The organism is Rufibacter sp. DG15C, from assembly GCF_001577755.1.
In the GTDB taxonomy this organism is placed as follows: Bacteria; Bacteroidota; Bacteroidia; order Cytophagales; family Hymenobacteraceae; genus Nibribacter.
On record NZ_CP010776.1, the window covers coordinates 3464718 to 3489889 of the forward strand.

Annotated in this window: 23 protein-coding genes and 1 tRNA gene; 11 read left to right on the top strand and 13 right to left on the bottom strand. The window is 44.5% G+C overall.

What is annotated here, in order from left to right; genetic code table 11:
• The first annotated feature begins 9 nt into the window (after positions 1-9).
• From TH61_RS14830 to TH61_RS14845, 4 genes are all read left to right on the top strand, one after another.
• Positions 10-1488 carry a RimK family protein gene (locus TH61_RS14830; RefSeq protein WP_066511011.1) on the top strand — a complete coding sequence of 493 codons (1479 nt, stop codon included), beginning with the start codon at positions 10-12 and terminating at the stop codon, positions 1486-1488.
• A complete protein-coding gene (locus TH61_RS14835; protein WP_066511014.1) occupies positions 1475-2716 on the top strand; it encodes a glutamate-cysteine ligase family protein in 1242 nt (413 codons plus the stop codon). Before TH61_RS14830 ends, TH61_RS14835 begins: the two co-directional genes overlap by 14 nt.
• The gene (locus TH61_RS14840; protein WP_066511015.1) at positions 2713-3420 is read left to right on the top strand and encodes an N-formylglutamate amidohydrolase; all 708 of its coding nucleotides are present in this window, start codon (positions 2713-2715) and stop codon (positions 3418-3420) included. Before TH61_RS14835 ends, TH61_RS14840 begins: the two co-directional genes overlap by 4 nt.
• A gap of 81 nt (positions 3421-3501) precedes the next feature.
• The gene (locus TH61_RS14845) at positions 3502-3903 is read left to right on the top strand and encodes a phage holin family protein (protein WP_071887856.1); all 402 of its coding nucleotides are present in this window, start codon (positions 3502-3504) and stop codon (positions 3901-3903) included.
• Between the two features lie 136 nt (positions 3904-4039).
• Here the strand turns inward: TH61_RS14845 and TH61_RS14850 are convergent, their stop codons facing one another.
• Positions 4040-5089 (bottom strand): nucleoid-associated protein, encoded by a 1050-nt coding sequence (locus TH61_RS14850; RefSeq protein ID WP_066511016.1) that lies wholly within the window; start codon positions 5087-5089, stop codon positions 4040-4042.
• A 340-nt stretch (positions 5090-5429) separates the two neighbouring features.
• Between TH61_RS14850 and TH61_RS14855 the strand changes: the two genes are divergently transcribed.
• Both TH61_RS14855 and TH61_RS14860 read left to right on the top strand, forming a co-directional pair.
• A complete protein-coding gene (locus tag TH61_RS14855; RefSeq protein ID WP_197464048.1) occupies positions 5430-6104 on the top strand; it encodes a TIGR02117 family protein in 675 nt (224 codons plus the stop codon).
• 93 nt (positions 6105-6197) lie between these two features.
• A complete protein-coding gene (locus TH61_RS14860) occupies positions 6198-6647 on the top strand; it encodes a hypothetical protein (RefSeq protein ID WP_066511021.1) in 450 nt (149 codons plus the stop codon).
• Positions 6648-6833: 186 nt separating this feature from the next.
• On the opposite strand, the gene TH61_RS14865 is transcribed toward TH61_RS14860, so the two are convergent.
• The 4 genes from TH61_RS14865 to TH61_RS18175 all read right to left on the bottom strand — a co-directional run bounded on the left by TH61_RS14865 (position 6834) and on the right by TH61_RS18175 (position 11668).
• A complete protein-coding gene (locus TH61_RS14865) occupies positions 6834-7376 on the bottom strand; it encodes a DUF4136 domain-containing protein (protein ID WP_066511024.1) in 543 nt (180 codons plus the stop codon).
• A gap of 184 nt (positions 7377-7560) precedes the next feature.
• Complete coding sequence (locus TH61_RS14870) at positions 7561-8712, bottom strand: tetratricopeptide repeat protein (protein WP_066511026.1); 1152 nt, start codon at positions 8710-8712, stop codon at positions 7561-7563.
• Positions 8713-8781: 69 nt separating this feature from the next.
• Positions 8782-11322, bottom strand: a complete 2541-nt coding sequence (gene gyrA / locus TH61_RS14875; protein ID WP_066511028.1) for a DNA gyrase subunit A — start codon at positions 11320-11322, stop codon at positions 8782-8784.
• Between the two features lie 70 nt (positions 11323-11392).
• On the bottom strand, positions 11393-11668 hold the full coding sequence (locus tag TH61_RS18175) for a hypothetical protein (RefSeq protein ID WP_157600731.1): 276 nt from the start codon (positions 11666-11668) through the stop codon (positions 11393-11395).
• Positions 11669-11713: 45 nt separating this feature from the next.
• Between TH61_RS18175 and TH61_RS14880 the strand changes: the two genes are divergently transcribed.
• The gene (locus TH61_RS14880) at positions 11714-12529 is read left to right on the top strand and encodes a hypothetical protein (RefSeq protein WP_157600732.1); all 816 of its coding nucleotides are present in this window, start codon (positions 11714-11716) and stop codon (positions 12527-12529) included.
• A gap of 82 nt (positions 12530-12611) precedes the next feature.
• On the opposite strand, the gene TH61_RS14885 is transcribed toward TH61_RS14880, so the two are convergent.
• The 3 genes from TH61_RS14885 to TH61_RS14895 are packed head-to-tail and all read right to left on the bottom strand — an operon-like array spanning position 12612 to position 16680.
• Positions 12612-14288, bottom strand: a complete 1677-nt coding sequence (locus tag TH61_RS14885; RefSeq protein ID WP_066511033.1) for a M14 family metallopeptidase — start codon at positions 14286-14288, stop codon at positions 12612-12614.
• Positions 14289-14292: 4 nt separating this feature from the next.
• Positions 14293-15939, bottom strand: coding sequence for a M14 family metallopeptidase (locus TH61_RS14890; RefSeq protein ID WP_066511035.1), 1647 nt, complete (start codon positions 15937-15939; stop codon positions 14293-14295).
• A 60-nt stretch (positions 15940-15999) separates the two neighbouring features.
• Entirely contained in the window at positions 16000-16680 is a 681-nt protein-coding gene (locus TH61_RS14895; RefSeq protein WP_066511038.1) for an HD domain-containing protein, read from the bottom strand.
• A 204-nt stretch (positions 16681-16884) separates the two neighbouring features.
• Between TH61_RS14895 and TH61_RS14900 the strand changes: the two genes are divergently transcribed.
• Positions 16885-18084: a BamA/TamA family outer membrane protein gene (locus TH61_RS14900; protein ID WP_066511041.1), complete on the top strand. Its 1200-nt coding sequence runs from the start codon at positions 16885-16887 to the stop codon at positions 18082-18084.
• 73 nt (positions 18085-18157) lie between these two features.
• On the opposite strand, the gene TH61_RS14905 is transcribed toward TH61_RS14900, so the two are convergent.
• The 5 genes from TH61_RS14905 to TH61_RS14925 form a co-directional block, all read right to left on the bottom strand.
• The gene (locus TH61_RS14905) at positions 18158-18937 is read right to left on the bottom strand and encodes a S1/P1 nuclease (protein WP_066511044.1); all 780 of its coding nucleotides are present in this window, start codon (positions 18935-18937) and stop codon (positions 18158-18160) included.
• Between the two features lie 85 nt (positions 18938-19022).
• Positions 19023-19328 carry a hypothetical protein gene (locus TH61_RS14910; protein WP_066511048.1) on the bottom strand — a complete coding sequence of 102 codons (306 nt, stop codon included), beginning with the start codon at positions 19326-19328 and terminating at the stop codon, positions 19023-19025.
• 86 nt (positions 19329-19414) lie between these two features.
• Positions 19415-19487: transfer RNA gene (locus TH61_RS14915), tRNA-Thr, on the bottom strand.
• A gap of 127 nt (positions 19488-19614) precedes the next feature.
• A complete protein-coding gene (locus TH61_RS14920; RefSeq protein WP_066511050.1) occupies positions 19615-21801 on the bottom strand; it encodes a DUF349 domain-containing protein in 2187 nt (728 codons plus the stop codon).
• 22 nt (positions 21802-21823) lie between these two features.
• Complete coding sequence (locus tag TH61_RS14925; protein WP_066511052.1) at positions 21824-22378, bottom strand: YqgE/AlgH family protein; 555 nt, start codon at positions 22376-22378, stop codon at positions 21824-21826.
• 188 nt (positions 22379-22566) lie between these two features.
• Between TH61_RS14925 and pdxH the strand changes: the two genes are divergently transcribed.
• From pdxH to TH61_RS14940, 3 genes are read left to right on the top strand one after another with little or no spacing between them, the layout of a single operon-like run.
• The gene (pdxH, locus tag TH61_RS14930; RefSeq protein WP_066511055.1) at positions 22567-23220 is read left to right on the top strand and encodes a pyridoxamine 5'-phosphate oxidase; all 654 of its coding nucleotides are present in this window, start codon (positions 22567-22569) and stop codon (positions 23218-23220) included.
• Positions 23221-23266: 46 nt separating this feature from the next.
• Positions 23267-24544, top strand: coding sequence for a DUF1015 domain-containing protein (locus tag TH61_RS14935; protein ID WP_066511060.1), 1278 nt, complete (start codon positions 23267-23269; stop codon positions 24542-24544).
• The gene (locus tag TH61_RS14940; protein ID WP_066511061.1) at positions 24531-25100 is read left to right on the top strand and encodes a Maf-like protein; all 570 of its coding nucleotides are present in this window, start codon (positions 24531-24533) and stop codon (positions 25098-25100) included. Before TH61_RS14935 ends, TH61_RS14940 begins: the two co-directional genes overlap by 14 nt.
• The last annotated feature ends 72 nt before the right edge of the window (positions 25101-25172 follow it).

The window sequence follows — 25172 nt, forward strand, 5'->3', positions numbered from 1 at the left end:
CCCTAATCCATGCGCAAACTAGTAGTAGTCAATAACCCTAAGGACTGGGACATTGACATTGAGGAGGTGGAAGTGATAGACGCGCAACGCTATCTCACAGACCCAGCTTATATTGAGATGAAGAGTGCGCGGGTGTTCAACCTGTGCCGTTCCTATAAATACCAAAGCAGCGGATACTACGTGTCTTTGCTAGCCGAGGCGCGGGGCCACCGGGCCATCCCCAATGTGACCACCATCCAGGACATGAAGTCGCAGACCATTGTGAGGGCCATCACAGATGAGATCAACGAGACCATACAGAAGAGTCTGTCCAAGCTCAAGTCTAAGAGCTTTACCTTGAGTATTTACTTCGGGCAGAACGTGGCCAAGCAGTATGAGAAGTTAAGCAAGCAGTTACATGACTTGTTTCAGGCTCCGTTGTTGCGGGCGCAGTTTGTGTACAACAAGGAGTGGGTATTGGAAAGTATTTCGCCTATTCCGGTTAATGAGGTACCTGAGCACCACATGCGCTACATGATGAAGTACGCCAAAGCTTATTTTGCCCGCAACCGCTTTTCCAGCGCCCGCGTGAGTAAGAAGGTCTATGACCTGGCCATTCTGGTGAACCCCACAGAGAAGGATCCACCTTCTAATGACAAGGCCCTGCAGAATTTTATTGATGCGGCTGGCTCTTTGGGCTTCTATACTGAGCTCATTACCAAAGAAGACTACCGTCGTCTTTCTGAGTTTGATGCCTTGCTCATTAGGGAAACCACCTCTGTGAATCACCATACCTACCGTTTTGCACGCCGTGCCCACGCAGATGGGTTGGTGGTCATTGATGACCCGGTTTCAATTTTGCGGTGCACCAACAAAGTATACTTGGCAGAGCTATTGACCAAGGCCAAAGTCAGCATTCCTAAAACCATGATCATCCATAGAGACAACTGCGTGAAAGTGGTGGAGGAATTAGGCTTGCCGTGCGTCCTCAAAAAACCAGACAGTTCTTTCTCACAAGGCGTGGTAAAGGTGAAAACAGAGGAAGAATTGCAAGAGCAGCTAAAAGATATGCTTTATGAGTCTGATTTGATCATTGGACAGGAATTTACACCCACCGACTTTGACTGGCGCATTGGCATCTTAGACAAACAGCCGCTGTATGCCTGCAAGTACTTCATGGCCAAAGACCACTGGCAGATCTACAACTGGGAAGGTAAGAAAAAGGACGTGAGCGGTAATTTTGAAACGGTTCCGTTTGCAGATGTTCCCTTTAATGTATTGCATACTGCACTGAAGGCCGCCAACCTCATAGGCGATGGTTTGTATGGCGTGGACCTAAAGGAAATTGACGGCAAGGCTTACATCATTGAGGTGAATGACAATCCAAACATAGACGCCGGCGTAGAAGACCAAATCCTGAAAAAGGAGTTGTACCTCACCATTTTAAAGTCCATTAAGCGCCGAATTGAGCTTCAGAAAAACATAGTGAACAACAATGAGCCCAGCTAAGAAACTAGGATTGTTTGCCGGTTATGGGGTAGAGATGGAATACATGATAGTAGACCAGGACACCTTGAACGTTCTGCCCATCACCGACCAAGTGCTCACGGCCCAGGCCGGTGAACTGACTTCTGATGTGGAGCGCGGCGACATGGCATGGTCCAATGAATTGGTCATGCATGTGCTGGAACTAAAAACCAACGGACCTGCGTCCAATTTAGCCGGTTTGCATCATAAATTCCACCAAGAAGTACAACGCATAAATGAGCTGTTGGCGTCCATGAATGCCATGCTTTTGCCTACGGGGGCGCATCCGTTCATGGACCCTTTCACCGAAACCAAATTGTGGCCGCATGATTATAGTGAGATTTATGAAGCCTATAACAAAGTATTCAATTGCCAGGGGCACGGCTGGGCCAACCTGCAAAGCACGCACCTAAACCTTCCTTTTTCCTCAGACGAAGAATTTGGACGATTGCACGCAGCCATACGGTTAGTGTTGCCTTTAATTCCGGCTTTGTCTGCCGCATCTCCTTTACTAGATGGAAAGGTCTCCGGCCTATTAGACACCAGGCTGGAAGTCTACCGCAAAAACCAGCAGAAGGTGCCGCAAATTGCCGGCGATGTGGTGCCTGAAGCCGTATTTACTGAGCAGGAGTATGATGATCAAATCTTCCAGCCCATGTTCCAGGCCATTGCCCCATATGACCCCGAGGGCATTCTGCAGGAAGAGTTCTTAAATTCCAGAGGAGCGATTGCCCGATTTAGCCGGGGAGCCATTGAAATCAGAATCATAGACAACCAGGAATGCCCGCTAGCAGACATAGCCATAGTCATGGTAATCACTGAAGTTTTGAAAATGCTGGTAGCTGAAAATTGGAGTTCTTGGCGGCAGCAAAAAGAAATAGAAACTTCTCCACTAGCGTCAGTTTTTGTCCAAAGTCTTAAAAACGGCCGAAAAACGACGGTAACTCAATCTTCCTATTTGAAAGCCCTTGGTCTTCCTGAAGAACCAACAACCCTAGGTGAAATTTGGCAACAGCTTTGGGAGAAAGTAAAAGACAATGGGGCTTTTGATAAAGAAACTTCCCAGGCCATCCAGGTTCTCCTTGAGCAAGGAAATCTGGCTGAGCGTATGTTGCGGGTTTTGGGAACTTCGCCTGATTTAACAGAAATAAAAACTATTTACCGTCATTTAGCGAATTGCTTAAGTAGTAACCAACTTTTCATTCCATGAGTCTAAGCAGAAGGAAGGTGATATTTACTTGTGAGCATGGCGGTAATGAACTGCCGTCTGAGTTTAATGCCGCCTTTGATGGGGCAGAAGAGGCACTTACTTCGCATAGAGGCTATGACATTGGCGCTTTGGAGCTGTTCCAGAAGTTCGCAGAATCCAAGGTGGCAGACGTTTCCTTTTCCAGCACTACCAGCCGGTTACTCATTGAGTTGAACAGATCCAGGCATCATCCAAAACTCTTCTCAGAATTTACCCAACCTCTAAGCGAAGAAGAGAAACGTAAAATTGTAACCCAGCATTATGCGCCGTACAGGGACAAGGTAGAAGGGCAGATCAATGAATGGATTCAGGATGGCTTCTATGTGTTCCATCTTTCTGTGCACAGTTTTACGCCCGTGTTGGATGGTGACAAACGGAAGGCCGACATAGGATTGCTGTATAATCCCAGCCGCGAGGTAGAACAGCTGTTTGCCTCTAAATGGCGGCAAGAAATCAACAAACTGAACAGTGATTACAAAGTGCGGTACAACTATCCTTACAAAGGCACCTCAGATGGGTTTGTGACACTGCTACGACGCAAGCATGGTGCGGACCAATACGCTGGTCTGGAACTAGAGGTAAACCAAAAGTTTGCGTTGGGCAACCAAGAGGAGTGGAGCCAATTGCAAGAGGTTTTGGTTCAGTCTTTTGAGCAGGCGCTTTAACCTTCCTGTGCTTTGTAGAGTATAAGAGGCAAATTGAAATATAGTCCAATCAATATTCTGTTCTACCTAAACTAAAAAACTATGAATTTTCTTCTTGACCTATTGGTAAGCGCCGGTGTGCTTTTGCTCATGGCCTACATCCTGCCCCAGGTAACCATTAAAAGTTTCTGGACTGCCTTATGGGTAGCCATCTTGGTGGGTATTCTCAATGTCTTAATTGGCTGGTTGCTTTCTTTTGTGTTAAACCTGTTCACTTTCTTCTTGTTAGAGTTTATTGTGAAGGTGATAGTGTCTGCCATTGTCATCAAGATAGCAGATAAACTGGTACGCAACTTTGAGATCAGAGGCTTCTGGCCAGCATTGGTAATTGCCTTGGCCTTGTCGGCGGCCAGCACCTTGGTCAATCGTTCAGACGAAGACGAAGTACGCGATGAGGAGTATGGTATTGTCCTTCCGGCAGAGCCAATGCACCTGAAAGCGTAAAACTCTTTTAAATAGCATACAAACAGAAAGGCCGTCCTGGTAATAGGGCGGCCTTTCTGTTTGAATTTAAGAATTACGGAAGGAGAGAAGCGCTCTCGTTTTTGGCTTGTTTGCTGGAAAAGAGGCCAAAAACGGGTTAGCTAACTTCTTCTTCGTCAAAGTAAAGTTTATAGAACTTGCGGCCATCTGCGTCTTCGCCTTTCACAATCATGTCCTTGTTGCCGTGAATGTACACGTGAAAGTTCTTGTCCAGCTTTAGGACGCTCTTAAACACCCTAGACTGCTTCTTGACGGCTTGCGAAGAAATCCCGAAACTGTCTTCAATCTCCACCTCATAGTTTTGCCGGTACTCGCCGTCAAAGTTTCTGAAAGATTCAATCAGCTCGGGTTGCTGGCCGAAGACTTCGGTCTCAAATTCTTCCTTGTCAAAGGTCTCATGCTTGGTGAAGTATTCCGCTGATTTGTTCAAGAGCAGAATCTGGTCGGTTTTCTCTACTTCAAACTCTTCTGTGAGGCGCTCAGAGATGAATTCTTTGGTGAGGTTCAGGAAATGGCTGGTCTGGTGAAACTCGTTGCTAATCTGGGTGAGGCCCAAAAAATTCTGTCGCCAGTATTGTGCTTCTTCGCCGCGGTTCTGGTTGTCAATGATGGCTGCCACGTAACCCTCTTCGCGCTCAATATTGAAGATGATACAACCTTTGTCAAACTTGTTGCTGTCAATGCCTTCCAGGTAGGAGATGGTAAAATCACGGTTCTTGCGCTGTACGTCAAAGTACCCGTTCTTAACCTCGGTCTTGAAAATGCCCACGGCCTCTACCACGCGCTCGTCAATTTCGCAGTTTATGAAATGACAAACGTACAATTCGCCGGGTTTTATTTTAGGGTGGCTGGAGCTTTCAAATAAGTGGCGGGCAATGCTCCTTGAGTTCTCCTGAAAATTGTCCTTGTCTGCGAAGATATTGTCACAGTAACTATACACCTCATTAAACTTTAACGAAGAGGCATGCGTGAACTTGAACCGCTCATGGGCCGTGGCAAATTTGTTCAGGAAGAACTTCTCCAGTTTTTCTGTAAGCCCATCGCCCGGCGCGAAGGGGTTTTCAGAAAGAGTCAGTTTCTGCTCAAGACCTTTGTTGCCCACATGGTGAACAGATAAACTGGTAAGCGAGGCGGTGTCAAATTTCATCTGCTAAACTATGTGCGTAATTGATTTAGAAAGAAAATAGGGAGGACAAAAATACAGTTTCTTGCCTGAACTGTGCCTATTTATTCTTTGACCATAAGTAGGGTGAGGCACGTCGTTTTTGACCTGTTTTCTGGAAAGTAGCCTAAAACTGGCCTAATTTCAATAAATGCTATTATAGAACAGGAGGGAGGTTTCTTTTTAAAATCCTTGAAGGAAAATCTAGTTTTTTAAAGAAGATTGGTAATAGGAGAGCGAGCATCCATAAATTATATTCAAGGTTTTGAATCTTTAATGCGTAGATGGTAGTAAGGAAAAGGACTTAAACCCTGTTCCACTAAAATTGAAATCTGCCTTGATGATTGCCGGTTATGTGTTTCTGTCCATCTGTGCGTTTGTACTAGTATATTTTTTGGTGGCGTTTATTTTGTCTAGATGGGGCGTGGCTAAAGAGCCGCAAACCAAAGAAGAAGTCACTATTTACATACTTACCAATGGCGTGCACACAGACTTGGTGGTACCTGTTAAGCATGCACTTTTTGACTGGAATAAGTACATCAATTACCAGCACACCAAAGGAAAAGACAGCACGGCCAACTGGGTGGCCTTTGGTTGGGGCGATAAAGGCTTTTACCTGGAAACGCCTACCTGGGCCGATTTGAAAGTGAGCACCGCCTTTAAAGCCGCTACGGGCTTAAGCAATTCGGCCATTCATGCCACGTTTTATCAAAACATGGAAGTGTCTGAAGATTGCAAACGCATTCAAATCAGCGTTCAGCAATACATCCGTCTCATCAAATTCATTAAAAATAGGTTTGACCTAGACTCTAAAGGCAAGCCCATCCATATCCAAACCAATGCCAACTATGGTCTCAATGACGCTTTCTATGAGGCCAAAGGCAGCTACAATCTCTTTTACACATGTAACACCTGGGCCAACAACGGCCTAAAAGCCTCAGGCCAAAAAGCCAGCGTCTGGACACCATTTTATCAAGGCATATTTTACCAATATCAGTAATTCTTCTTAAGCATTCTTCTTAAACCGTTTTTGGCCTAATTTTGAGGACATAGGCCAAAAACGGATTTTCGTTCAATTAGGGTATAGAAGCGAATGCAATTAAGTGAGGATTATATAACACTTTCCAGTAAAACGACTGTTATTCAAAAGCTTATTTTTCCTATAGGTGGTTTCATTCTATGGATTGGTATTAGTACCTATGTTTTTCTCTTCACAGACAAGTTTACAATAGTTTTGCCCGCCATCATTTTCGCTGCATTCATATTGCTATTAGCATTTAGCATCAATAAAAAGCTCCATTATATATACTATGATGAAAAAATGGTTAGGCTAAAAAACTATTGGTCTGTTAAGGACGTGTCATTTTCTGAAATCATGGAAGTTAGATGGGTTTCAATGAATTACTATGAGATAACACTTGATGATGATTCAACTTTTATGTTTTTGCCTTCTTTTAGTGAAAACCTAAATTATTTATTATCATCTGAACTACCCAGTATAGTTGCATTCAGAAAAAGAGTTGGTTTGCACAACTGGAATTAAATTATAAATGGGTTGCGTGCTACTTAACATATAATAAGCTATAGTGCTTTTAATAATTTCTAAATTGAGATATTTTTAAAAGTCTTATAATTTATATTATGTTAAGTACAGTTTGTGAAGTGTTAGATTTCTCTTAGCTAAACTATTCCTTTAATTTCTCTTGAATTTTACCAACCACCAGCACATTTAATGAATCCTTCTAAGTAAAGCTTGGATGGTTTTAGAAATTCTCTCTTGACTGTTTTCCTCCTTCTTAGGGATTACAGTTTCTGCCTCACCTTTCCAGACAAGTTGATTTTTTGTTGGGTCCACTAGATGCAAGGATAAAGTACCAGCCTTATACGTACCCACTTCTACCTCTTTGCTTTGCCAAGTATATCTGCGCTGACCGGTATACCGCGGCGGATCTGTGGTGAAATTAGTCTCTCTTGTCTGAGTTTTGTCTTGAATAACAATACCTAAGTTCACTATCAAATCTGGACTATTGGATTGCAAACTTAAACCTCTATTTTCTAACTGGCTTTTAATTTCGGCCCGTGCATACTCTGTTTGCAGCTTGTATTCTTGGGAGGCATTCGCAAGCAGTGAATCCTCTACAGCAAAATCAAAAGTCTTATAATTTTTCAAGGCGAATCCATTCTCACCTTCTGCATTGATTACATTCACCGGCGCGCAACCTACTCCATACACCATTAGGCAAAGCATTAATATTAAGTTTATGCGTATCATAATGTCAATAGTTATGTTTAGTACACTTTATCACAATTTGCTAAATAACAAGCGTGCGCTCCATTGGATTCACCAATATTGATTTTGTTAATATCTATTGCTATCAGTTATAATTGAACCCCGAATGTGTTTAAAACAAAAAAGGGAGCTAATAGCTCCCTTTTTGATATTGATGTTCGTAAGATTATAAAGTCTCTAGTAAGGCATCCATCCGCTTAGCGTCAGCTGGCCTGTCCAAAGCAGTGTACACTTTCAACAAAGATTGAACCACCGTACGGTCTTTTGGATTAGCCTTCAATGCAGCTTCAAAATAAGGCAAGGCCATCACGAATTGCTTTTTAGCATCGGCTTGTAAAGCCTTCCCGTTTTTTTGGAACTCCGCCAAGGTCATTTTGTTGGCTTTGTTGTTCAAGTTAGCACCTTTATTGAAGTAGTAAACCCCTAGGTTATACTGGGCATCAAAGTTGGCTGGCTCTAATTGAGCGGCTTTTTTATAGGCGGCCAAGGCTTCTTCAGGCTTTTTAGTACGCTCTAACAAGTTGCCTTTCACGGTGAGCAAGTTGGCATTGTTTGGATCTGCGGCAATGGCAGCGTCCAACTTGGCCATGGACTCTTGCTCCTTCCCTGCCTTCAGATAAAGGTCTAGTTCTTGCAACATAAAGGTTCTGTTGTCTGGATACGCTGCTCTGGCCTTTGAAATGATATCCAATGTCTCTTTTTCGTTTTTGTCAACGGTTGAAGAGATGTACAACAGTTGGTTGTATACCTGCGGCGATGCTTGTTTCATCTCCACTAGCTTGTTGTACATTTTCTTGGCTGAGGCGTAATCCTCCTTACCCGCTGCGGCATAAGCAGCATACAAATAGGCAATGGTGTCTTGAGGCTTATAGCTGGCAGCTTCTACATACGCTTTGTAGGCTTCGTCAAACTTCTTGTTGTTGTAGTTGTCTACCCCAGCGTTCAATGCATAGGCGTACATATTGCCCATCAAGATTTCTTTGCGTTTGTTTGCCTCTTCTGTGTACTGCTTCTTTTTGGTTTCTAAGGCTGGAACTTTCTCAAACGCTTGAAAAGCCTCTTTGCTCACCTGGGCCGGGTCTAACGTCTTACCATAAATGGGGTGACTAGCCATATCCATGTAGATAAGACCTTTGTAATACCAAGCTTTGGCGTCTTCTTTGGTTTTCTCATGAACAACCGCTTTGTCTATTTCAACTTTGGCTTTGTCAAGAGTACCTTTTTGGTGCAGCATCACTGCTGACGTTACTGCGGAAGTCTGCGCATTCGCGACTTGGAGGGAAATTACCGCCGCAGCCGTTAAAAGAAATTTTTTCATCTCTCTTCTGTTTTTTGGTTAACGTTTGTGCTTGTCTTTACTATTATAATTTATCATTCCCAGAAGAGCTTAGTTTTCACTAAGCATCTCTGGGTCTGTCAAATCCTCTGGGTTTAGGGCCTCCCCTGCAGTCAGTTCAGACTCGTTCAGAATTGCTTCCTCCTTGTCTTCTACCTCAATCTTAGCTACAGATGAAATTTCATCTCCTTCGTTGATTTTCAAGAGTCTTACCCCCTGCGACACACGACCGATTACTCTTAAATCTGCTACTCTCAATCTAATGGTGATGCCGGATTTGTTGATGATCATTAAGTCATCCGAATCTACCACACCTTTAATGGAAACCAGGTGACCAGTCTTTTCAGTAACGTTCAAGGTTTTCACGCCTTTACCGCCACGGTTGGTGATTCTGTACTCTTCCAGCAACGAACGCTTTCCAAAACCTTTCTCAGAAACTACCAAAAGGTTGGTCTCCAGGTTATGTACACAAACCATACCAACAACTTTATCATCAGGCCCAGCCAAGGTGATACCTCTCACCCCTGCCGCCGTACGGCCCATCACGCGAACCTTGTCTTCTGGGAACCTTACGGCTCTGCCAGAACGCAACGCGATGATGATATCATTGGCTCCATTGGTCAGTTGCACATCCAATAATCTATCGCCTTCATTGATGGTGATGGCATTTATGCCGGTGGCTCTTGGTCTTGAATACGCCTCTAGCGGTGTTTTCTTGATGGTGCCTTGCTCCGTACAGAATACCAGATAGTTATTTAAAACGTAATCTGGGTTCTTAAGTCCGGCGATATTGATAACGGCTCTTACCTTGTCATCCTTTTCAATGCTGATCAAGTTCTGAATGGCGCGGCCTTTAGTTGTTTTACCTCCTTCCGGAACCTCGTATACCTTCACCCAGAACACGCGTCCAGATTCTGTGAAGATGAGTAGGTAGTTGTGCGTACTGGCAATGAACAAGTGCTCTGTGAAGTCATCTTGCTTGCTGGTCGCCGCGCCTCTTGACCCAACCCCGCCTCTGCTCTGGCTACGGTATTCCGTTAGAGCGGTACGCTTAATATAGCCTTCATGCGAAATGGTGATTACCATGTTCTCATCCGGGATCATGTCCTCAAGAGAGATGTCACTAGATACCATTTCAATGGCCGTGCGGCGCTCATCCCCGTAACGCTCTCTGATCTCGTTGAGCTCGTCTTTGATGATCTGCATGCGCAAGCCTTCATCTGCTAGCACGGAGGTTAAGTAGTCAATTAACTCCTTAATCTCCTGGTACTCTTTCATGATCTTGTCACGCTCCAGACCAGTCAAACGCTGCAGGCGCATGTCTAGAATAGCACGGGCCTGAATGTCTGACAAGGCAAAGCGCTCTATCAAACCGGCACGAGCAATCTCAGGGTCTCTAGAGCTTCTGATGAGGTTGATGACCTCATCCAAGTTGTCTAAAGCAATTAATAAACCTTCTAGGATGTGGGCGCGCTTGCGGGCCTCCTCCAGTTCATATTCGGTTCTTCTGATCACTACCTCATGACGGTGCTCCACAAAGTGAACAATCAGGTCTTTAAGGTTAAGCGTCATGGGTCTTCCGCCTACCAAGGCCACATTGTTCACACCAAAAGAGGATTGCAACTGGGTGTACTTGAAGAGGTTGTTTAAGACCACATTGGGAATAGCGTCTCTCTTAAGGTCATACACAATGCGCAGACCGTCACGGTCAGACTCATCACGAAGGTCAGAGATGCCTTCAATTTTCTTATCATTGATGAGCGCTGCCGTCTTCTCAATCATAGACGCCTTGTTGACCATGTACGGAATCTCCGTCACCACAATCTGCTCCTTGCCCGTCTTGGTGGTTTCAAAGTTGGCTTTAGCGCGTACAATGACACGTCCACGGCCGGTTTCAAAAGCATTTTTAACGCCGTCATAGCCGTAGATGATGCCACCCGTCGGGAAGTCTGGGGCCGTCACGTATTTCATCAAGTCCGCGATGGTAATGTCACGGTCGTCAATGTAGGCCATGATGCCATTGATCACCTCTGTGAGGTTGTGCGGGGCCATGTTGGTGGCCATCCCCACAGCAATACCAGAAGTCCCGTTCACCAAGAGGTTTGGGAATTTGGCTGGCATCACGCTAGGCTCTTTCAGGGAGTCGTCAAAGTTGGGAACAAAGTTGACGGTATTCTTTTCAAGGTCAGCGAGCAACTCATCGGCTATCCTTTTCAGGCGCGCCTCTGTGTAACGCATGGCAGCGGGTGAGTCACCATCAATAGAACCGAAGTTACCTTGACCGTCTACCAAAGGATAGCGCAAAGACCAAGGCTGGGCCATACGCACCATGGTGTCATATACAGAGGTATCTCCGTGCGGGTGGTACTTACCCAAAACCTCCCCAACAATCCTCGCTGATTTCTTATATGCTTTGTTATAGGAGACCCCTAGTTCAGACATTCCATAGAGCACCCGGCGGTGGACTGGCTTAAGGCCATCTCTTACATCTGGAAGTGCCCTGGAAATGATAACGGACATTGAATAATCAATATACGCACCGCGCATTTCGTCTTCAATGTTGATAGGGATAATCCGCTCGTTTTCTGCCATTTTACTTCAATAGAGCTTAAAAAATGCTGTTTTTATAAGCTTGCAATTTACTAAAAAAGATAGTGAAAAGCTAATCTTTGCTTTTCTTCTTAGACTTCTTTTTAGTCATCTCTTTCTGCACTTGTTTGGAGGGTTGGTCTAGTTTTTCTCCTATTCTGGGATTCTGTTTTTTGTACCAAGGCATGCCCCTGAATTCTTGCTCTCCATGGCGGTGAACCATACGTGTCTGGCAAGAGTTGATAGGACAAGAAGGCTTGCAAGAAGATAATCCAAGTACTGCAATTGTGCTTGTAAAAAATAAGCCTTTAAAAATGGCCTTTATTGAAATTTTTGGTGTGGTATTCATGGTACTGCTGTTAGAAACAATATATTTACTCTGGCGCTTAGCCAAATGAAAGGTACAAGTTACCCATTCAATTCTTTAGAAGTATCTAAATCAACTTATAAACGTCTTTTACCAATGTATTCATCTTTTAACAAGCTTTTTTTTAGTACCAGTGCACTGCTGCTGTTGGGCACTTCCAGCTTCGCGCAAAACACCTTGTCAGGGTTAACTGCTCAAAATAACGTGAATGCCGCTGCCGGTGGAAGCATGTTTCAAACCTTTGATAACAGGTATGAAGGAGTGCGCGGCAATCCTTATTTTGTAGATGCTTGGCTTCCTGGGAGCATTACTATTAAGAAAAACAACGTAGGGTCTACAGAAGAATTCAAGAATTTAAAAGTAAAATATGATGTACATGGTAATCAAGTAGCTGCTGTTGTACCTGAAACCAAAGACACTATCTTGATCAATGCTAACATCATTTCTTCCTTTAAAGTAGAAATGCCTCCTCATGCAGCTCCTATTGAATTTAGAACATTGCCTGGTGCGCGTACTGCAGATCCTAAGCTCACTGATATTTTTTTTGCTGTATTGTACGATGGTAAAACGAAGCTAGTGAAAAGCGTTTCTAAACAATTTATAAAAGCTAATTTTAAAGGTGGGTACAGTGCGGGTAATGCATATGATGAGTTGGTAGATCAGTCACAATATTATCTGGTAGCTGGAAATGGTCTGGTAAAAACTAAACTTACTAAGAAAGCTCTTTTAGAGGCATTGCCTGCTCAACAGGAAAAATTGAAAGGATTTATCGCTTCTCAAAAACTACTTATGAATACAGAAGCTGATTTTATTAAAGTATTAGCTTACACTGAGACTCTTTAAATACAAGATTTTTTAAATTAAAACAGAAAGGGTGGCCAAACGGCCACCCTTTCTGTTTTTGGCCTGATTCTCAGAAAATAGGCTAAAAACGAGTACTAATGACTCCTCCTTTTCTGCTGTCAATTTCTAAGAGCATGGTGGGGCTGGTGGATTTGACTACCCACCTGATTTGCAAAGGAGAAACTGTTGGAATGTTAGGGACTTCAATCCTACTTAGGTTGTTTGATTTTTCTCCTGCTATGGGTGCACCATCCACCAATAGGGAACTTGCCAACACGATCGCTTCTTTTAAGGTGATGTAATCCGCTCTCTCCAACCTTTGTGTTAAATCCTCAGGAGTATGAGTAGGTAATAAACCAGCGTTTTGGATGGTAGCTGTTACCTCTGTAAGGCCATCATTCAACAAGCGGCGCTCTATGTTTTGGATAACTAGTTGTGGCAACTGCGAGGCATTTTCTATAGTCTGCAGTGCAAATCTCTCCAAATCCCTAATTAACCAATCTCCTTCAGGTATAAAGGATGGTGAGATTTGTAAACCTCCAATTTCAATTGGGCCATACGTTGGATGTTCAAATGGAGCCCATGCAGAATAAAGAGAATGATTTTTAACTTTAATGGAGTCATCCTCTGCCTTGACAATATCACTCACTTCATCAAGCGATTCTTGGTTAAAATTCATTAGATGAACAGTGAAAGTATTCAAGCCTCTAGAATACTTCATCCAATTCCATTTTTTAGTTTGATATACTTTATTGAGTAGCTCCTCTTTATCCACCTGGTTTAAGGTCTCAACATCATTTACTCCTTCTTGCTTTTTACTAGAGTTAAGTAAATCTAAATCACGTTGGTAGTAATTGAGTTGAACTGCTGCAATGTTAGGGTGCTTAAGAATAAAGTCTTTAATAGCCCTATTCTCTGGAATGGAGAAGGGATAAGTGCTTGAAGATTCAGTTTGTGCGTAATTAGGGTGCCACTTCCAAGACCAATCCTGGTCAATAGCTTGGTACCCAAAAGGGTCTTCATTTACCAACCCATCCTTGTCATTGTCAAAGCCTTCATAACCCAACCATTCATATTGTGCTTCTGTGGAAGTAGAAGCCAGTACCATTTTGAATGGGTTTGCCTTATCCTCTACATAAGGGCCTTTTAATGATTTTCTGCGCATCAGGGAGATTAAGCCATCATTGGTTAAATCATCTGGCCCGTCTTCTTGCATTCTACCGTCCTTGTCATTGTCTAAGGTTGGAGAATAGACTTTGCTTGACTCAGAAATGCGCTTGGTTTTGGTATCAGGAAATGTAGCTGGAATAATATAGATTACTTTGTGCTCTAATAATTTGCCAATGGTTTGATTGGTCTCATGATTTTTCAATAAATGCCAAGCCAAGTAGAGTGCATGGTCAGATCCTATGCTGGGGTCATGGAGCGTGTTGCCTTCCACCAAGTAACCCGGTTTTTCATGGGCATTGCCTGAGGTGAAGTTGGAAATGGTCAAGGCCCAAATTCTTTTCCCCGTAGCCGTTTCTCCTATTGATTCCATTTGAACCAAGTCTGGGTAGGCTTGGACTAGTTTTCGGCATTGCGCTGTAATTTCATCATACCCAAGGGTTCTATCCCATGTAAATTCCAAGGTTTCCTCCGAAGAAGCCGCCTCAGTCCCTGACGTGATTTTAATCGCTTTATCCTGGCCAACCACCGGATGGGTGGCTATAAAAATGGCGGCAAAACCGAGGCTTAGTATGGTGCGTAGTTTTTCCAACTGCTTATTGTTTTAGAGCAATTTGCTTGGTCTGGTTGCCCGCAGTAGGACTCTTCACTTCTACCACTACATAGCCTGTCCCTTTAACCACCCAAGACATCTTAATTTTCTCCCCACCATTCAAAGATGGAAACCTGGAGACAGATTTTCCCTGAACAAGTTGCTGTCCTTCTTCTAATTGCAAAGAAACTTTAATCTTCTGGACCCACTGTAGGTAATCTCCAAGGGCGGCATGGCTAGGGATTTTACCAACGTTTTGAATATCAGCAGTAATTTTAGTGCTATTATCTTCCGTTCGTTCCGCCCTAAAATTGGTGATTTGCAATTTGGGCATCTGCTTGCCGTATTGGGCAAAGAACCTAATGTGATCTTTTGCAATAGGTTTTAACAAATGGGCCGGTGGCGAGTTTTTTGCATAAGGAGCAAATCCGCCAATTTCAACTTGCTTGCCCGGAAAATCAGGATGGTCAATGGGCGTCCAGTCTAAGAATACGCCTGGCATATCATTTAACCGCGCCCACTCCAAAAAGCTCAAATCTTGCTTCTCTAGTTGAGTGGTGCTTTTCGGAAGATTGGTTATTTGGGGTACCCACCAGGCTGGTGTTGAGAAACTAAACCTTCCATAATGAACATGCGCCCATTGCACTACATCTCCCCCGGTTGGCATAACCTCCGCTGCATTGGCAGTTGGGATGAGGGAAGTATACAGTTTTGATATCTTGTAGATGGTACTGTCATCTTTCTGGACCGCTTTTAATAAGGCTGGAGTAGTAACCTCAGGTTTTGAGCCTGGCAGGGCGTGTAAAAGAGTGGTGGCTGGTCCTAAGACAAAAACTGAATGGACGTTTCGGGCGGATAACATAAAATCTGCGAAGGCCTTGGTCTCACGCTCTGACATTGGATGCTCCCCGGTTTCGCGCTTGAATTCCTCAAAGCCGTAGGAGAAATTTTTATTGAAGTTCACGCCCCCTTCGGCGTCTTCATTGAAAAGACCGTCTTTGTCATTGTCCAAGCCTTCGGTGTATAAAAAATAAGAGCCCTTCTCTCCTTTTGCTTTATCCGCTTCTCTCATGACCCTTGAGTCATGGCTAGAAACGTTATGGGTGCCTAATGAATCTTTTACCCGTATCATGGTGATTAGGCCGTCGCCGTTTAAATCATCAAACGGGTCTTCAAAAATGCGGCCGTCGCGGTCATCATCACGTGGTTGGGCATTTCCAGTCCTTTCCCACCGCAGGCTTTCATGATATTGCTCAGAAGCGTCTGGGTTGACATTGGGTAAAATGTAAATGGTCTTTTCTTTTAGGAGCTGAGCGGTAGAATCATGGATGGTAGCAGACAACAGAAGCTGCTCAGCCATTTGAACGGCTAACTCTGTAGTGGCTAATTGGGTTGCATGCACACCTGCGGTAATGACGATGGCTGGTTTATTCGCCGCATTTTCTCGCCCTAACGTAATCAACCAGATTTCTTTGTCTGTGGCCGTTTTGCCAATGGAGGTGACGGTGCAGAGCCTGCTGTATTGTAAGCCTATTTTTTTAAGCCGGGCAGTTAGTTGCTCATAGCTGTTATAATCCCTTTGTGTCCAGCCAACTAGAGGTAAAAATACTATTGAAAGGAATAGGCAAAAGCCCGTAATTCTTGAAATCATGTAATCAAACTTGTTCAGAAGGAAGGTTGTAGGAAATCCTCCAAACGTGAAAGCAGTGCCTTATACGGATAAGAACGAAGAAGGTGGCATTTCTTGGCTGTGCCATTCAGATAAAAATTGCTGAACAAAGGCTTGCATCACCTCATGTCTGTCCTGTGCCATTCTTTTGCCGGCTGCCGTATTCATCCGGTCTTTTAATAAAAACAGCTTCTCATAGAAATGGTTGAGCGTTGGCGCCTGATTTTTCTTATAGGCTTCAAACGTGTCATGCAGTTCAGGCAGAATGCTAGGGTTGTACATCTCACGCCCTTTGTGGCCGCCGTACGCAAAAGCCCTTCCAATACCTATGGCGCCAATGGCATCTAAGCGGTCTGCATCCTGTACAACTTTTCCTTCAAGGGTTGAGGGGCTAGTCTCTACCCCTGCTCCTTTAAAGGTCACCTCTTTGACAATGGTGCCTACTTGAGAGATTATTTCTTGAGGAGCATTCAAAGACTGAAGCCAGGCCGTTGCGGCTTGTGGGCCTGCCTCTTCGTTGCCGTCATGGAATTTCCAATCAGCAATGTCATGCAAAAGTGCGCCTAATTGAACCACCGTCGTATCTGCTCCCTCTTGCTCCCCAATGGAAAGGGCCGTTTTCCAGACTCTTCTTATGTGCCACCAATCATGGCCAGAGCCTTCACCGGCAAAAAGTTGCTCCACGTGTTTAGCCGTCTCAAAAATAAGTGCCTCTTCTTTCATGCCCGAAAATTAACCATTAAAAGGCAGAATCACTTAAAAGGTTGGTGCAGGGATGGCTAATCATTCGTTTTTGGCCTGATTTACAGGAATGAAGCTAAAAATGAAATTTAGATAATGGTGGGACAAAAAAGCATTGCTATCCTTCAAATTGATTGTTGGCCACTAAGGCCAAATATTATTTATTACGTATATAGAGCATCATCCATGAAACCATTCATGCTCTTTACCTCTACCTCGTTGAAAAAGAATCTAAGTATCCTACTGGCTTTGCTTTGGGCTATCAATTTGCAAGCGCAAGAAATCCCCCCCGTGGTTAAACCAGACACAGTGGGCATCCCTCCTATAGACACATTACCAAAGGTGAAGCAAGATTCTGTGCAGTTCACAACAAATGATACCTTAAGGGTCACTAAAAACAAATGGGACATTTTCCCGATTGTCTACTACACGCCAGAAACTCAATTTGCATTTGGGGTGAAGGCCATTTACGTCCAGAAGTTTTCCGGCAGCACCGCCAACGACAGGCCTACCTCCTATCCGTTAACGCTCACCTACACCACCCAAAAGCAAATCATTGTCAATGCCAACGCCGACATCTGGAAGCGGCACAATGCGGTGCACATGCAAGGGTGGTTGGGCTATTCTATCTATCCGTACTTCTTCTACGGCGTAGGCAATGACACGAAAGAAGAAGCTGAAGAGGAGTTCACCAGCCGCATTTTTGATGCCTATGCCCAATATGAGCAGAAGGTTTTGGGCAATGTGTATGTGGGTGGACGGTATGAATTCAGGAGAGAAACGATTCCTACGGTGACCGAGGAAGGATTATTAGCGCAGGGTGATATCCTGGGAAGCAACGGGACCCGCGCTTCTGGTCTGGGACCGGTGGTAAGCTATGATACCCGGGATCATTTGTATTACCCAAGAAACGGGGCCTTTCATCAGGTTTCTTATCTGGTGTTTGCTAAGGCTTTGGGCAGCGAATCCAACTTTAGTCGTTATAGATTGGATCTCCGGAAGTACATTAGTCTGAAGCGGAGCGTTTTGGCGGGACAGGCATATTTCAATTTCACCACAGGCAGCACTCCTTTTCAATATCTATCCTACCTGGGAGGTGGCAATGTACTGAGAGGCTTCTTGGAGGCCAGATACCGGGACCGTCATGCCATGGTCTACCAGTTAGAATACCGGGCGCCATTGTTTAAACGAATGGGGATTGTAGGCTTTGCCGCCACGGGCCAGGTTGTACCTTCTTTAAAGGACTATACTTTCAGTGACCAGCACTTGGCTGCAGGTGGCGGCTTGCGGTATAGGCTAAACCCCGAAGGTATGAACATTAGAATGGACGTGGCCGTGTCTAAGGCTGGTAATTACATCTACTTTTCAGTGAACGAGGCATTTTAGGCTTCTTTTTTCAGAAAAAAGGGGAAAACAGAAAATCTGTTTTCCCCTTTTGCATTTATGGAATGTCTGTAGACTATCCGTAAATCTCATTCAAAACTCCTGCCAAGCGTAAACCAGCCTGCAAAAGGCACTTTTCAATGGTGCTGTAGTTTTGGTAGGCGTATTTATAACCAAGTTTTAAATCTGGCGGCAAGTTATATACCTGCGGGCGGTACACCATCATGCCATAAGCCCAATCCTTGATAGATCCAGCTTGCCATGATTTCATTTCTTGCTGGCTGGCGTCTCCTAGAAAATAAGCCAGTTCTGAGTAGCTTAGGTCTTTGCCGTCAATAATATCACTGTCCCACACACGATGAAGATTGGAATTCTGGCCAAACCACTGTAGCCTCACCGAATTTCCGCCGTTGTCATCTTTGCCCCCAACGTGCAAAGGCTGGTGCAAGTCACCTAGCAAGTGCACTAGATACTTTAGGTATTCCTGCTCTTTTTCTTTGGAAAGGTTCTTGGCCTTTAGGGCAGCAATCACATCCTCCAACTTCATCACCAAATCCCCCTTCGGGTTTTTAGTGGTCTGCTCATAAGTGGTATTGTCTGGGATAGTTACCCAGTGCCAATCATGGGTGTGGTTATAGGCCGTATCTGATTTGATGTCATCCATCCAGGTAGAAACCTCCGCCAGTGAGTTGTTCTGCAACACTTGCATCACCTTTTTTCTAACTTTTTTCTTTAAATGCTGCTCGGCTACTAAACCAACCACGCGGTGGCCGGTCTGTCCCCAGGCAAAGGCCTGCCCAATCATCAAAGGAAGAAGGAAGGCAAGGCAGATTACTTTCTTAAAATTCAATTTCATGAGTTTGGTTTGCGCTTTATACAAATGTAGGGGACAAAGATACTGAACTTAAGCATTGTAAAGCGGATCAAAAATTGGTGCAGTCTTATTCTTCCTCTACCCAGCCGGTATAAGTGTCTTTTATAGAATCGTGAAAAACTTTCAGGACTTTGTCTGTGGGCTGTTCTTCTTGCAGCACGGTGAATTCATAATACAATTGGCCATCCTGCTGATCGTCGTCATCTGAGGTATTGCTTTTCTCCTCCACCATGATCAGGTTGTCACCAGTCAGCATGAGGGGGGCGTGTACAAATATCTCTGGCGGTGAAAGGTAATGGGTAGTGTTATACAGAATATAATCAGTGGCTTTTAACAACTCTATATTTCCCTTTACTACAATTTTATCTTGCATAAGCTTCTTGAATTTGGCACTGAGTAAAGGAAACGGGTATAAACCAAAAAAGCACTTATACCTTGAAGATATAAGTGCTTTTGTTGAGCCTCCTGCCGGGATCGAACCAGCGACCTACTGATTACAAGTCAGTTGCTCTACCAGCTGAGCTAAGGAGGCAATCCGTTATCAGCGCTGGTGTGTTGCTGATAACGATACAAAAGTAGCGGTCTAAACTATATTTGCAAAGCCCCCTTCTACTTTTTTTTAGGGTTTTTACCAACCCCTTGAAAATCAAGAGAAAAATTTACGACCTAATTACTTTTAATTGGCTTTTCAGGTGCTGAATGCGGTTTTGCGCATCATCAATTTTAGCCTGATATTCTTCTCTCAGCTTTTCTGCGTTCTTAGAACGGGCAAAAAACTCAATATTGGTTCTTAGCGTGGAGATGTCATTCTCTAATGACGTGATGTCTCTGCGCAGGTGCTGCTCCTTCTGGTACAACTTCTGGTCACCGTCTGGGCTAGACTTCAATTGCGTCAACTGCAATTGGAACAGTTTCTGCTCCCGCTCCTGGGCGCTTAATTCGGGTACGCGTTGTAGGTATTGCGCCAATAACTGATTAAAGCGTTCTTCCACCTTGCCATTACGCTTGCCTTCTGTAGTTAAGGCCTGCCATTCTTGGTTGATGGTGTTGAACTCCTCCATTGAACCTACCAAGGCCGGGTCTGCAATCTTGGTAGCCAACTGCTCTGTGTATTCCAGTTTAGCTGCAGACAGTTGGTTGAGCTGGGCCTCTTTGTGCTGAGATTCTAAATGCAGACGGTCAAAGAAAGCATTACAGGCAGATCTGAAGCGGTTCCAGATTTTGTCTGAATACTTGTCTGGCACCCGGCCAATGGTCTTCCATTTTTTCTGAAGCTGAATCAACTTCTCTTTGGTTGGGTCCCAGTCTTCACTGTTCTGCAAAGATTCGGCTTCCTCGCACAGCGCCACCTTTTGACGGTAGTTTTGCATCTTCTCCTCGTCCAAGGCCTTAAAGAAAGTGTTCTTGTGATGGAAGAAGGCTTTATAGCTGCTCCAGAAGGCTTTGTTTACCTCTTCGGCGTTTTCTTTAGGCACCAAACCGGCGGCGTCCCAACGCTCTTTCAATTGCTGGATCTGGTCGGTTTTGTCGCGCCAATCATTGATGCGGTCAGATTTGAAGTTCTGGTACTGCTCAATTTCTGCTAAAAGCGCTCTTTTCTTTTCAAGATTCTGGACTTCTACTTCGCGCCTAGACTCTAAGAAAGATTTTTTGCGCTCATGCACCTTCTCAGACGCCTGGATAAAGCGGTTCCAGATCTGGTCCCGGACCTCATTGGGCACAGGCCCGATGTGTTTCCACTCATCATGCAGGTTTCTGAGTTCTTGCAAGGCTTTGTTGATGTTCTCTTCCCCGGCCAAGCTTTCTGCTCGCTCGCAAAGATGCGTCTTGGCGTCTAGGTTGCGCTTGCGATCCAGTTCCTTTAGTTCAAAGAAGATACTACGGTTGTTGTAGTACATGTCCAGAAGGGCATGATACGAATTCCAGAGTTGCTGGGCATCTGCGTTTGGCACCTGGCCAATAGACTTCCACTCATTTTGCAACTCTTTGATGGCCGTGCCGCTGGTGTTGGTTTCAGAAGATTCCAATAGCACGCGCAAGCGCTCCAGCAGGTCTTTCTTCTTTTGAAGGTTGACTATTTTTTGCTCCTCCTCCTGGCGTTGCTCTCTGGCTCTAGCTTCACGGTACCGCTGAATAGCCTGCTCCACTTCTTGGTGTTCTTTGGGCGCATGAAACTCAAAATCATCAGCTGCACCACCTTCGCCTATAAACCGCTTTAAAGCATCTTGGCGCTCTTCATGAAAACGATGCTCATATTGACGGTACACCTCTATTAATTGTCTGGAAGACTTTTTAGCCTGTACTTCACTAGCCAGAGTAATGATCTTCTTTCTTATTTCTTCAATAGGTGCGTGGCTTAAATCCTCATGCGCGTGTAAGTCTTCATCTTCTAAATGATGATGAATGTCCTGTATAGTGGAAGGAGTATTATCTTGCTCTAAAGCCGCTGCTGGCGTATTGGACTCAACTGATGCTTGAGGTGCTTCAGGGGTGATAGTAGCGCTAGAAACAGGTTGTTCTTCAGAAGGCACTTGGGTTTGTGCGGGGGTGGCTTCTGGGGCGGCTGGTTCTTCTGAGGTTAGAACAGAGGACTCGGTCATCTCTGGTTGAACCTTTGGTGCCTCCACCTCTGGTGTCATTTCTGCTTCTGCTGTAAACTGCTCCTCATTTTCTACAGGAGGCTCCTCTACCATTGTGTGGCTATCTGTGGGAGATGTAGCCTGCGAGCGAGCGTTAATATCAGCTAATCTTTCCTCTACCAGGCGACGTTGCTCATTTGCCCGCTGCTCTGCACTAGGTTCAGCAGAATTCTTTTGATGTTGGTTTTCCTGTTCTTGGTTCATCATACACGCGAGGCAAATGCCGTTTTTAGTTTAAATTAGGATCTGCGGGGTAGTTTGCATACATCTTATACTTGCCCCCCATTTGTTTTAAAATGTCTCTCCAAAGAGAATCTATATTCAAATTAAGCAATTTATTAACTGCCTTATTCGTAATAAACCATACATTTTTATCGATTTCTTCTTGTAGCTGATGGGGGCTCCAGCCAGAATAACCTACAAAGAATCTAATTTGTTCTTGGGATATTAATCCTAAGTTAATTCTTCTTGTCAACTCTTCAAAATTTCCGCCCCAAAATAATTCGGGAGAAATCTGCTTTGCCTCGGGTAAGTCCTTTAATTTATGGATATAGTGTAATGTATTGGGCTGCATCGGCCCCCCAATGGCAAGAGAGATGTCAAAAATTTCTTCGTTTATTTCAATAACCTCAGATAGGTTGATGGTGGAAAGCTTATTTAAAACTAATCCTACGGTTCCTTCTTTATCATGTTGGCATACCAATACCACGCTTCTTTCAAAGTTGGGGTCCCCTAAAAAAGGCTCTGATATTAAAATGCTGCCGTTTTGAATCTCTTTAGCCATAATGTGGTGCAAGGATTATCTGGAGTGTCTTTTTGGTATACGTATTTCTAGGTATCTAGATAAATAAATTGTGAAATCAACTGCATAATGCCAATATTTCTCCTTGGCAGAGCCTCAACAGATCTCCTTCTTTCACTTATCAAACCAGAAATTATTTCTCTACTTTTGAGCATTCAATAACCTGGGCCATGGAGAAAACTCTTTCATTAGCAGACATACGCATTAACTACTCTAAAAAGATTTTAAACCGGGAGGCGGTTCATGAGAATCCTTTGCAGCAATTTGACGCCTGGATGCAGGAAGCCCTGGTAGCAAAGGTAGAAGAGCCTACCGCCATGGCCTTAAGCACTGCTAGCGCAGTTGGAAGGCCTTCAGCCCGCATTGTATTGTTGAAAGCTATTGAGGACAACGGTTTTGTCTTTTACACCAATTATGAAAGTAGAAAAGGCCAGCAACTCCATGAAAACCCCTTTGCCAGCTTAACCTTCTTCTGGCCTGCCTTAGAGCGCCAGGTGCGTATAGAGGGGGCGGTACAAAAAGTGCCAGCAGCAACCTCAGATGCCTACTTCCAAAGCAGACCCAAAGGCAGCCAGCTTGGTGCCTGGTCTTCGCCGCAAAGCCAAGCCATCAAAAACAGAAAAGTACTTGAGGAATTAGAACTGAAGTACAGCCAGGAATTTGCTCAACAAGAAATCATTCCACGCCCTCCTCATTGGGGCGGATACGCGGTTATTCCAGATAGGATTGAGTTTTGGCAAGGCCGTCCCAATCGCCTGCATGATAGATTGGTTTATTTGAAAGACTCAGAAGGAAACTGGCAGATAGAGCGATTGGCACCCTAGTCAACCGTTTTTAGCCTCATTTCTGTAAAATAGCCCAAAAACGCCCATGGCCGAAATTCTGCCTATCAAAGGCTTTAGATACAATCCCAAGTTGCCGTTCTCCATTGACGCGCTCACCTCTCCTCTGTTTGACGTGGTGTCCATTAAGCAGCGGCAGGCCTTGTACCGTAATTCTTACAACAGCATTCACTTGTCCGTGCCACCTGGTCCGGCACCCGCAGAAAGCGCCAAACGTACCGTTGAACACTGGAAACGCGCCGAAATCCTTCTGCAAGACCCTTTGCCGGGCATTTATGTGTATTATCAGTATTTCAGGCTGCCTGGCTCAGAGAAGGAATACATCAGGAAGGGATTCATGTGCCACATTAAAGCTTATGCCTGGGAAGAAAACGTAGTCTTGCGCCATGAAAACACTATTCCGGCGGCCGTAAATGACCGCATAGAATTATTGGAGCAGACCAAATTGCAAACCAGCGCCACCCATGGTTTGTATGAAGACCCTGATTTTTCGTTGGAGCAATACATGGATGAGAGCATCACTTCCCCACTGTATGAGTCTGAAGATTACCAAGGGGTAAGAGACGTACTTTCTGTGATCCATGATGCAGTGGTTATTCAAAAGTTTGTAGACCATTTAAAGGACCAACAGGTGTTGTTGGCAGATGGGCACCACCGCTATGAAGGCTCCTTGGCCTACCGCAAAAAAATGATGGCGCTCCATCCTGATGCCACCGGTAACGAGGCATTCAACTACCACCTAATGTACCTCACCAACGCAGATTCTGATGATCTGCGGATTTTGCCTACGCACCGCTTGTTAGAACAACTGCCTATTTCCTCAGAAGAGTTTCTAGGTAAATTAGAAGAGTATTTCACCGTTAAGCCCATTGAAGACTCTTTCTCATTGACAGACTTGATTGTTGGGAAGAAATGGGCTTTTGGGGTATACATAGACGGACAGGCCTATAAGATTATCCTGAAGCCCGAAGTCCATGCTCAATTAAATTGGCCGGTGCCACAAGAGGTGAAAGATTTGGATTTAACAGTCCTGCATTTCTTTGTCTTTGAACAGATCCTGAAGGTAAACCAGGAAGAACAAAGAACCTATCCGGGGTTGTCTTACATCCGGAGCTTCACTGAATGCATTACCAAGGTAGACAGTGGCCAGGCGCAGGTAGCCTTTATCACCAATGAAGTAAAAATGCAAGAAGTTAGAAAGGTGTGCGCATCTGGGGCCGTCATGCCTCAAAAATCAACCTTCTTCTATCCTAAAGTAATTTGCGGTTTCCTATTTAGCTCAATTGAAGAAAATGAATTTAGATAAAACCATCATCCTGGCCTCCAACTCGCCCAGACGGAAAGAGTTGCTCACCAACTTGGGCATTCCTTTTGAAGTGCGCTTGAAAGAAGTAGACGAATCCTATTCTCCAGAATTGGTGAAAGCCGAAGTAGCGGAATACTTAGCTGCCCATAAAGCCACTGCTTACCAAGAAGACCTGCAACCCAATGAGGTTCTCATCACTGCAGACACCATTGTGTGCTTAGACGACAAAGTGCTGAACAAGCCATACGACCACGCCGAAGCCACCCGGATGCTCACCCATCTTTCTGGCCGCAGCCACGAGGTCTACACCGGAGTCTGCCTGATGTCTACAGAGAAAAGCTTGGTCTTCCATGATGTCACCACTGTCCACTTCAGGGAATTGAGCAGAGACGAAATTGACTATTACATCAACAACTACAAGCCTTTTGACAAGGCCGGAAGTTATGGCGCCCAGGACTGGTTAGGCATGGTTGGTATTGAACGCATTGAAGGCTCCTACTTTAACGTGATGGGCTTACCTGTCCACCGTCTATATGAGGAGTTACTATCGTTTTAAAAAATATTGCAACCTGATATAAAGTATATTAACTGCACTTGATTATAATTTCAGTTAAAGTAAAAACCTGCC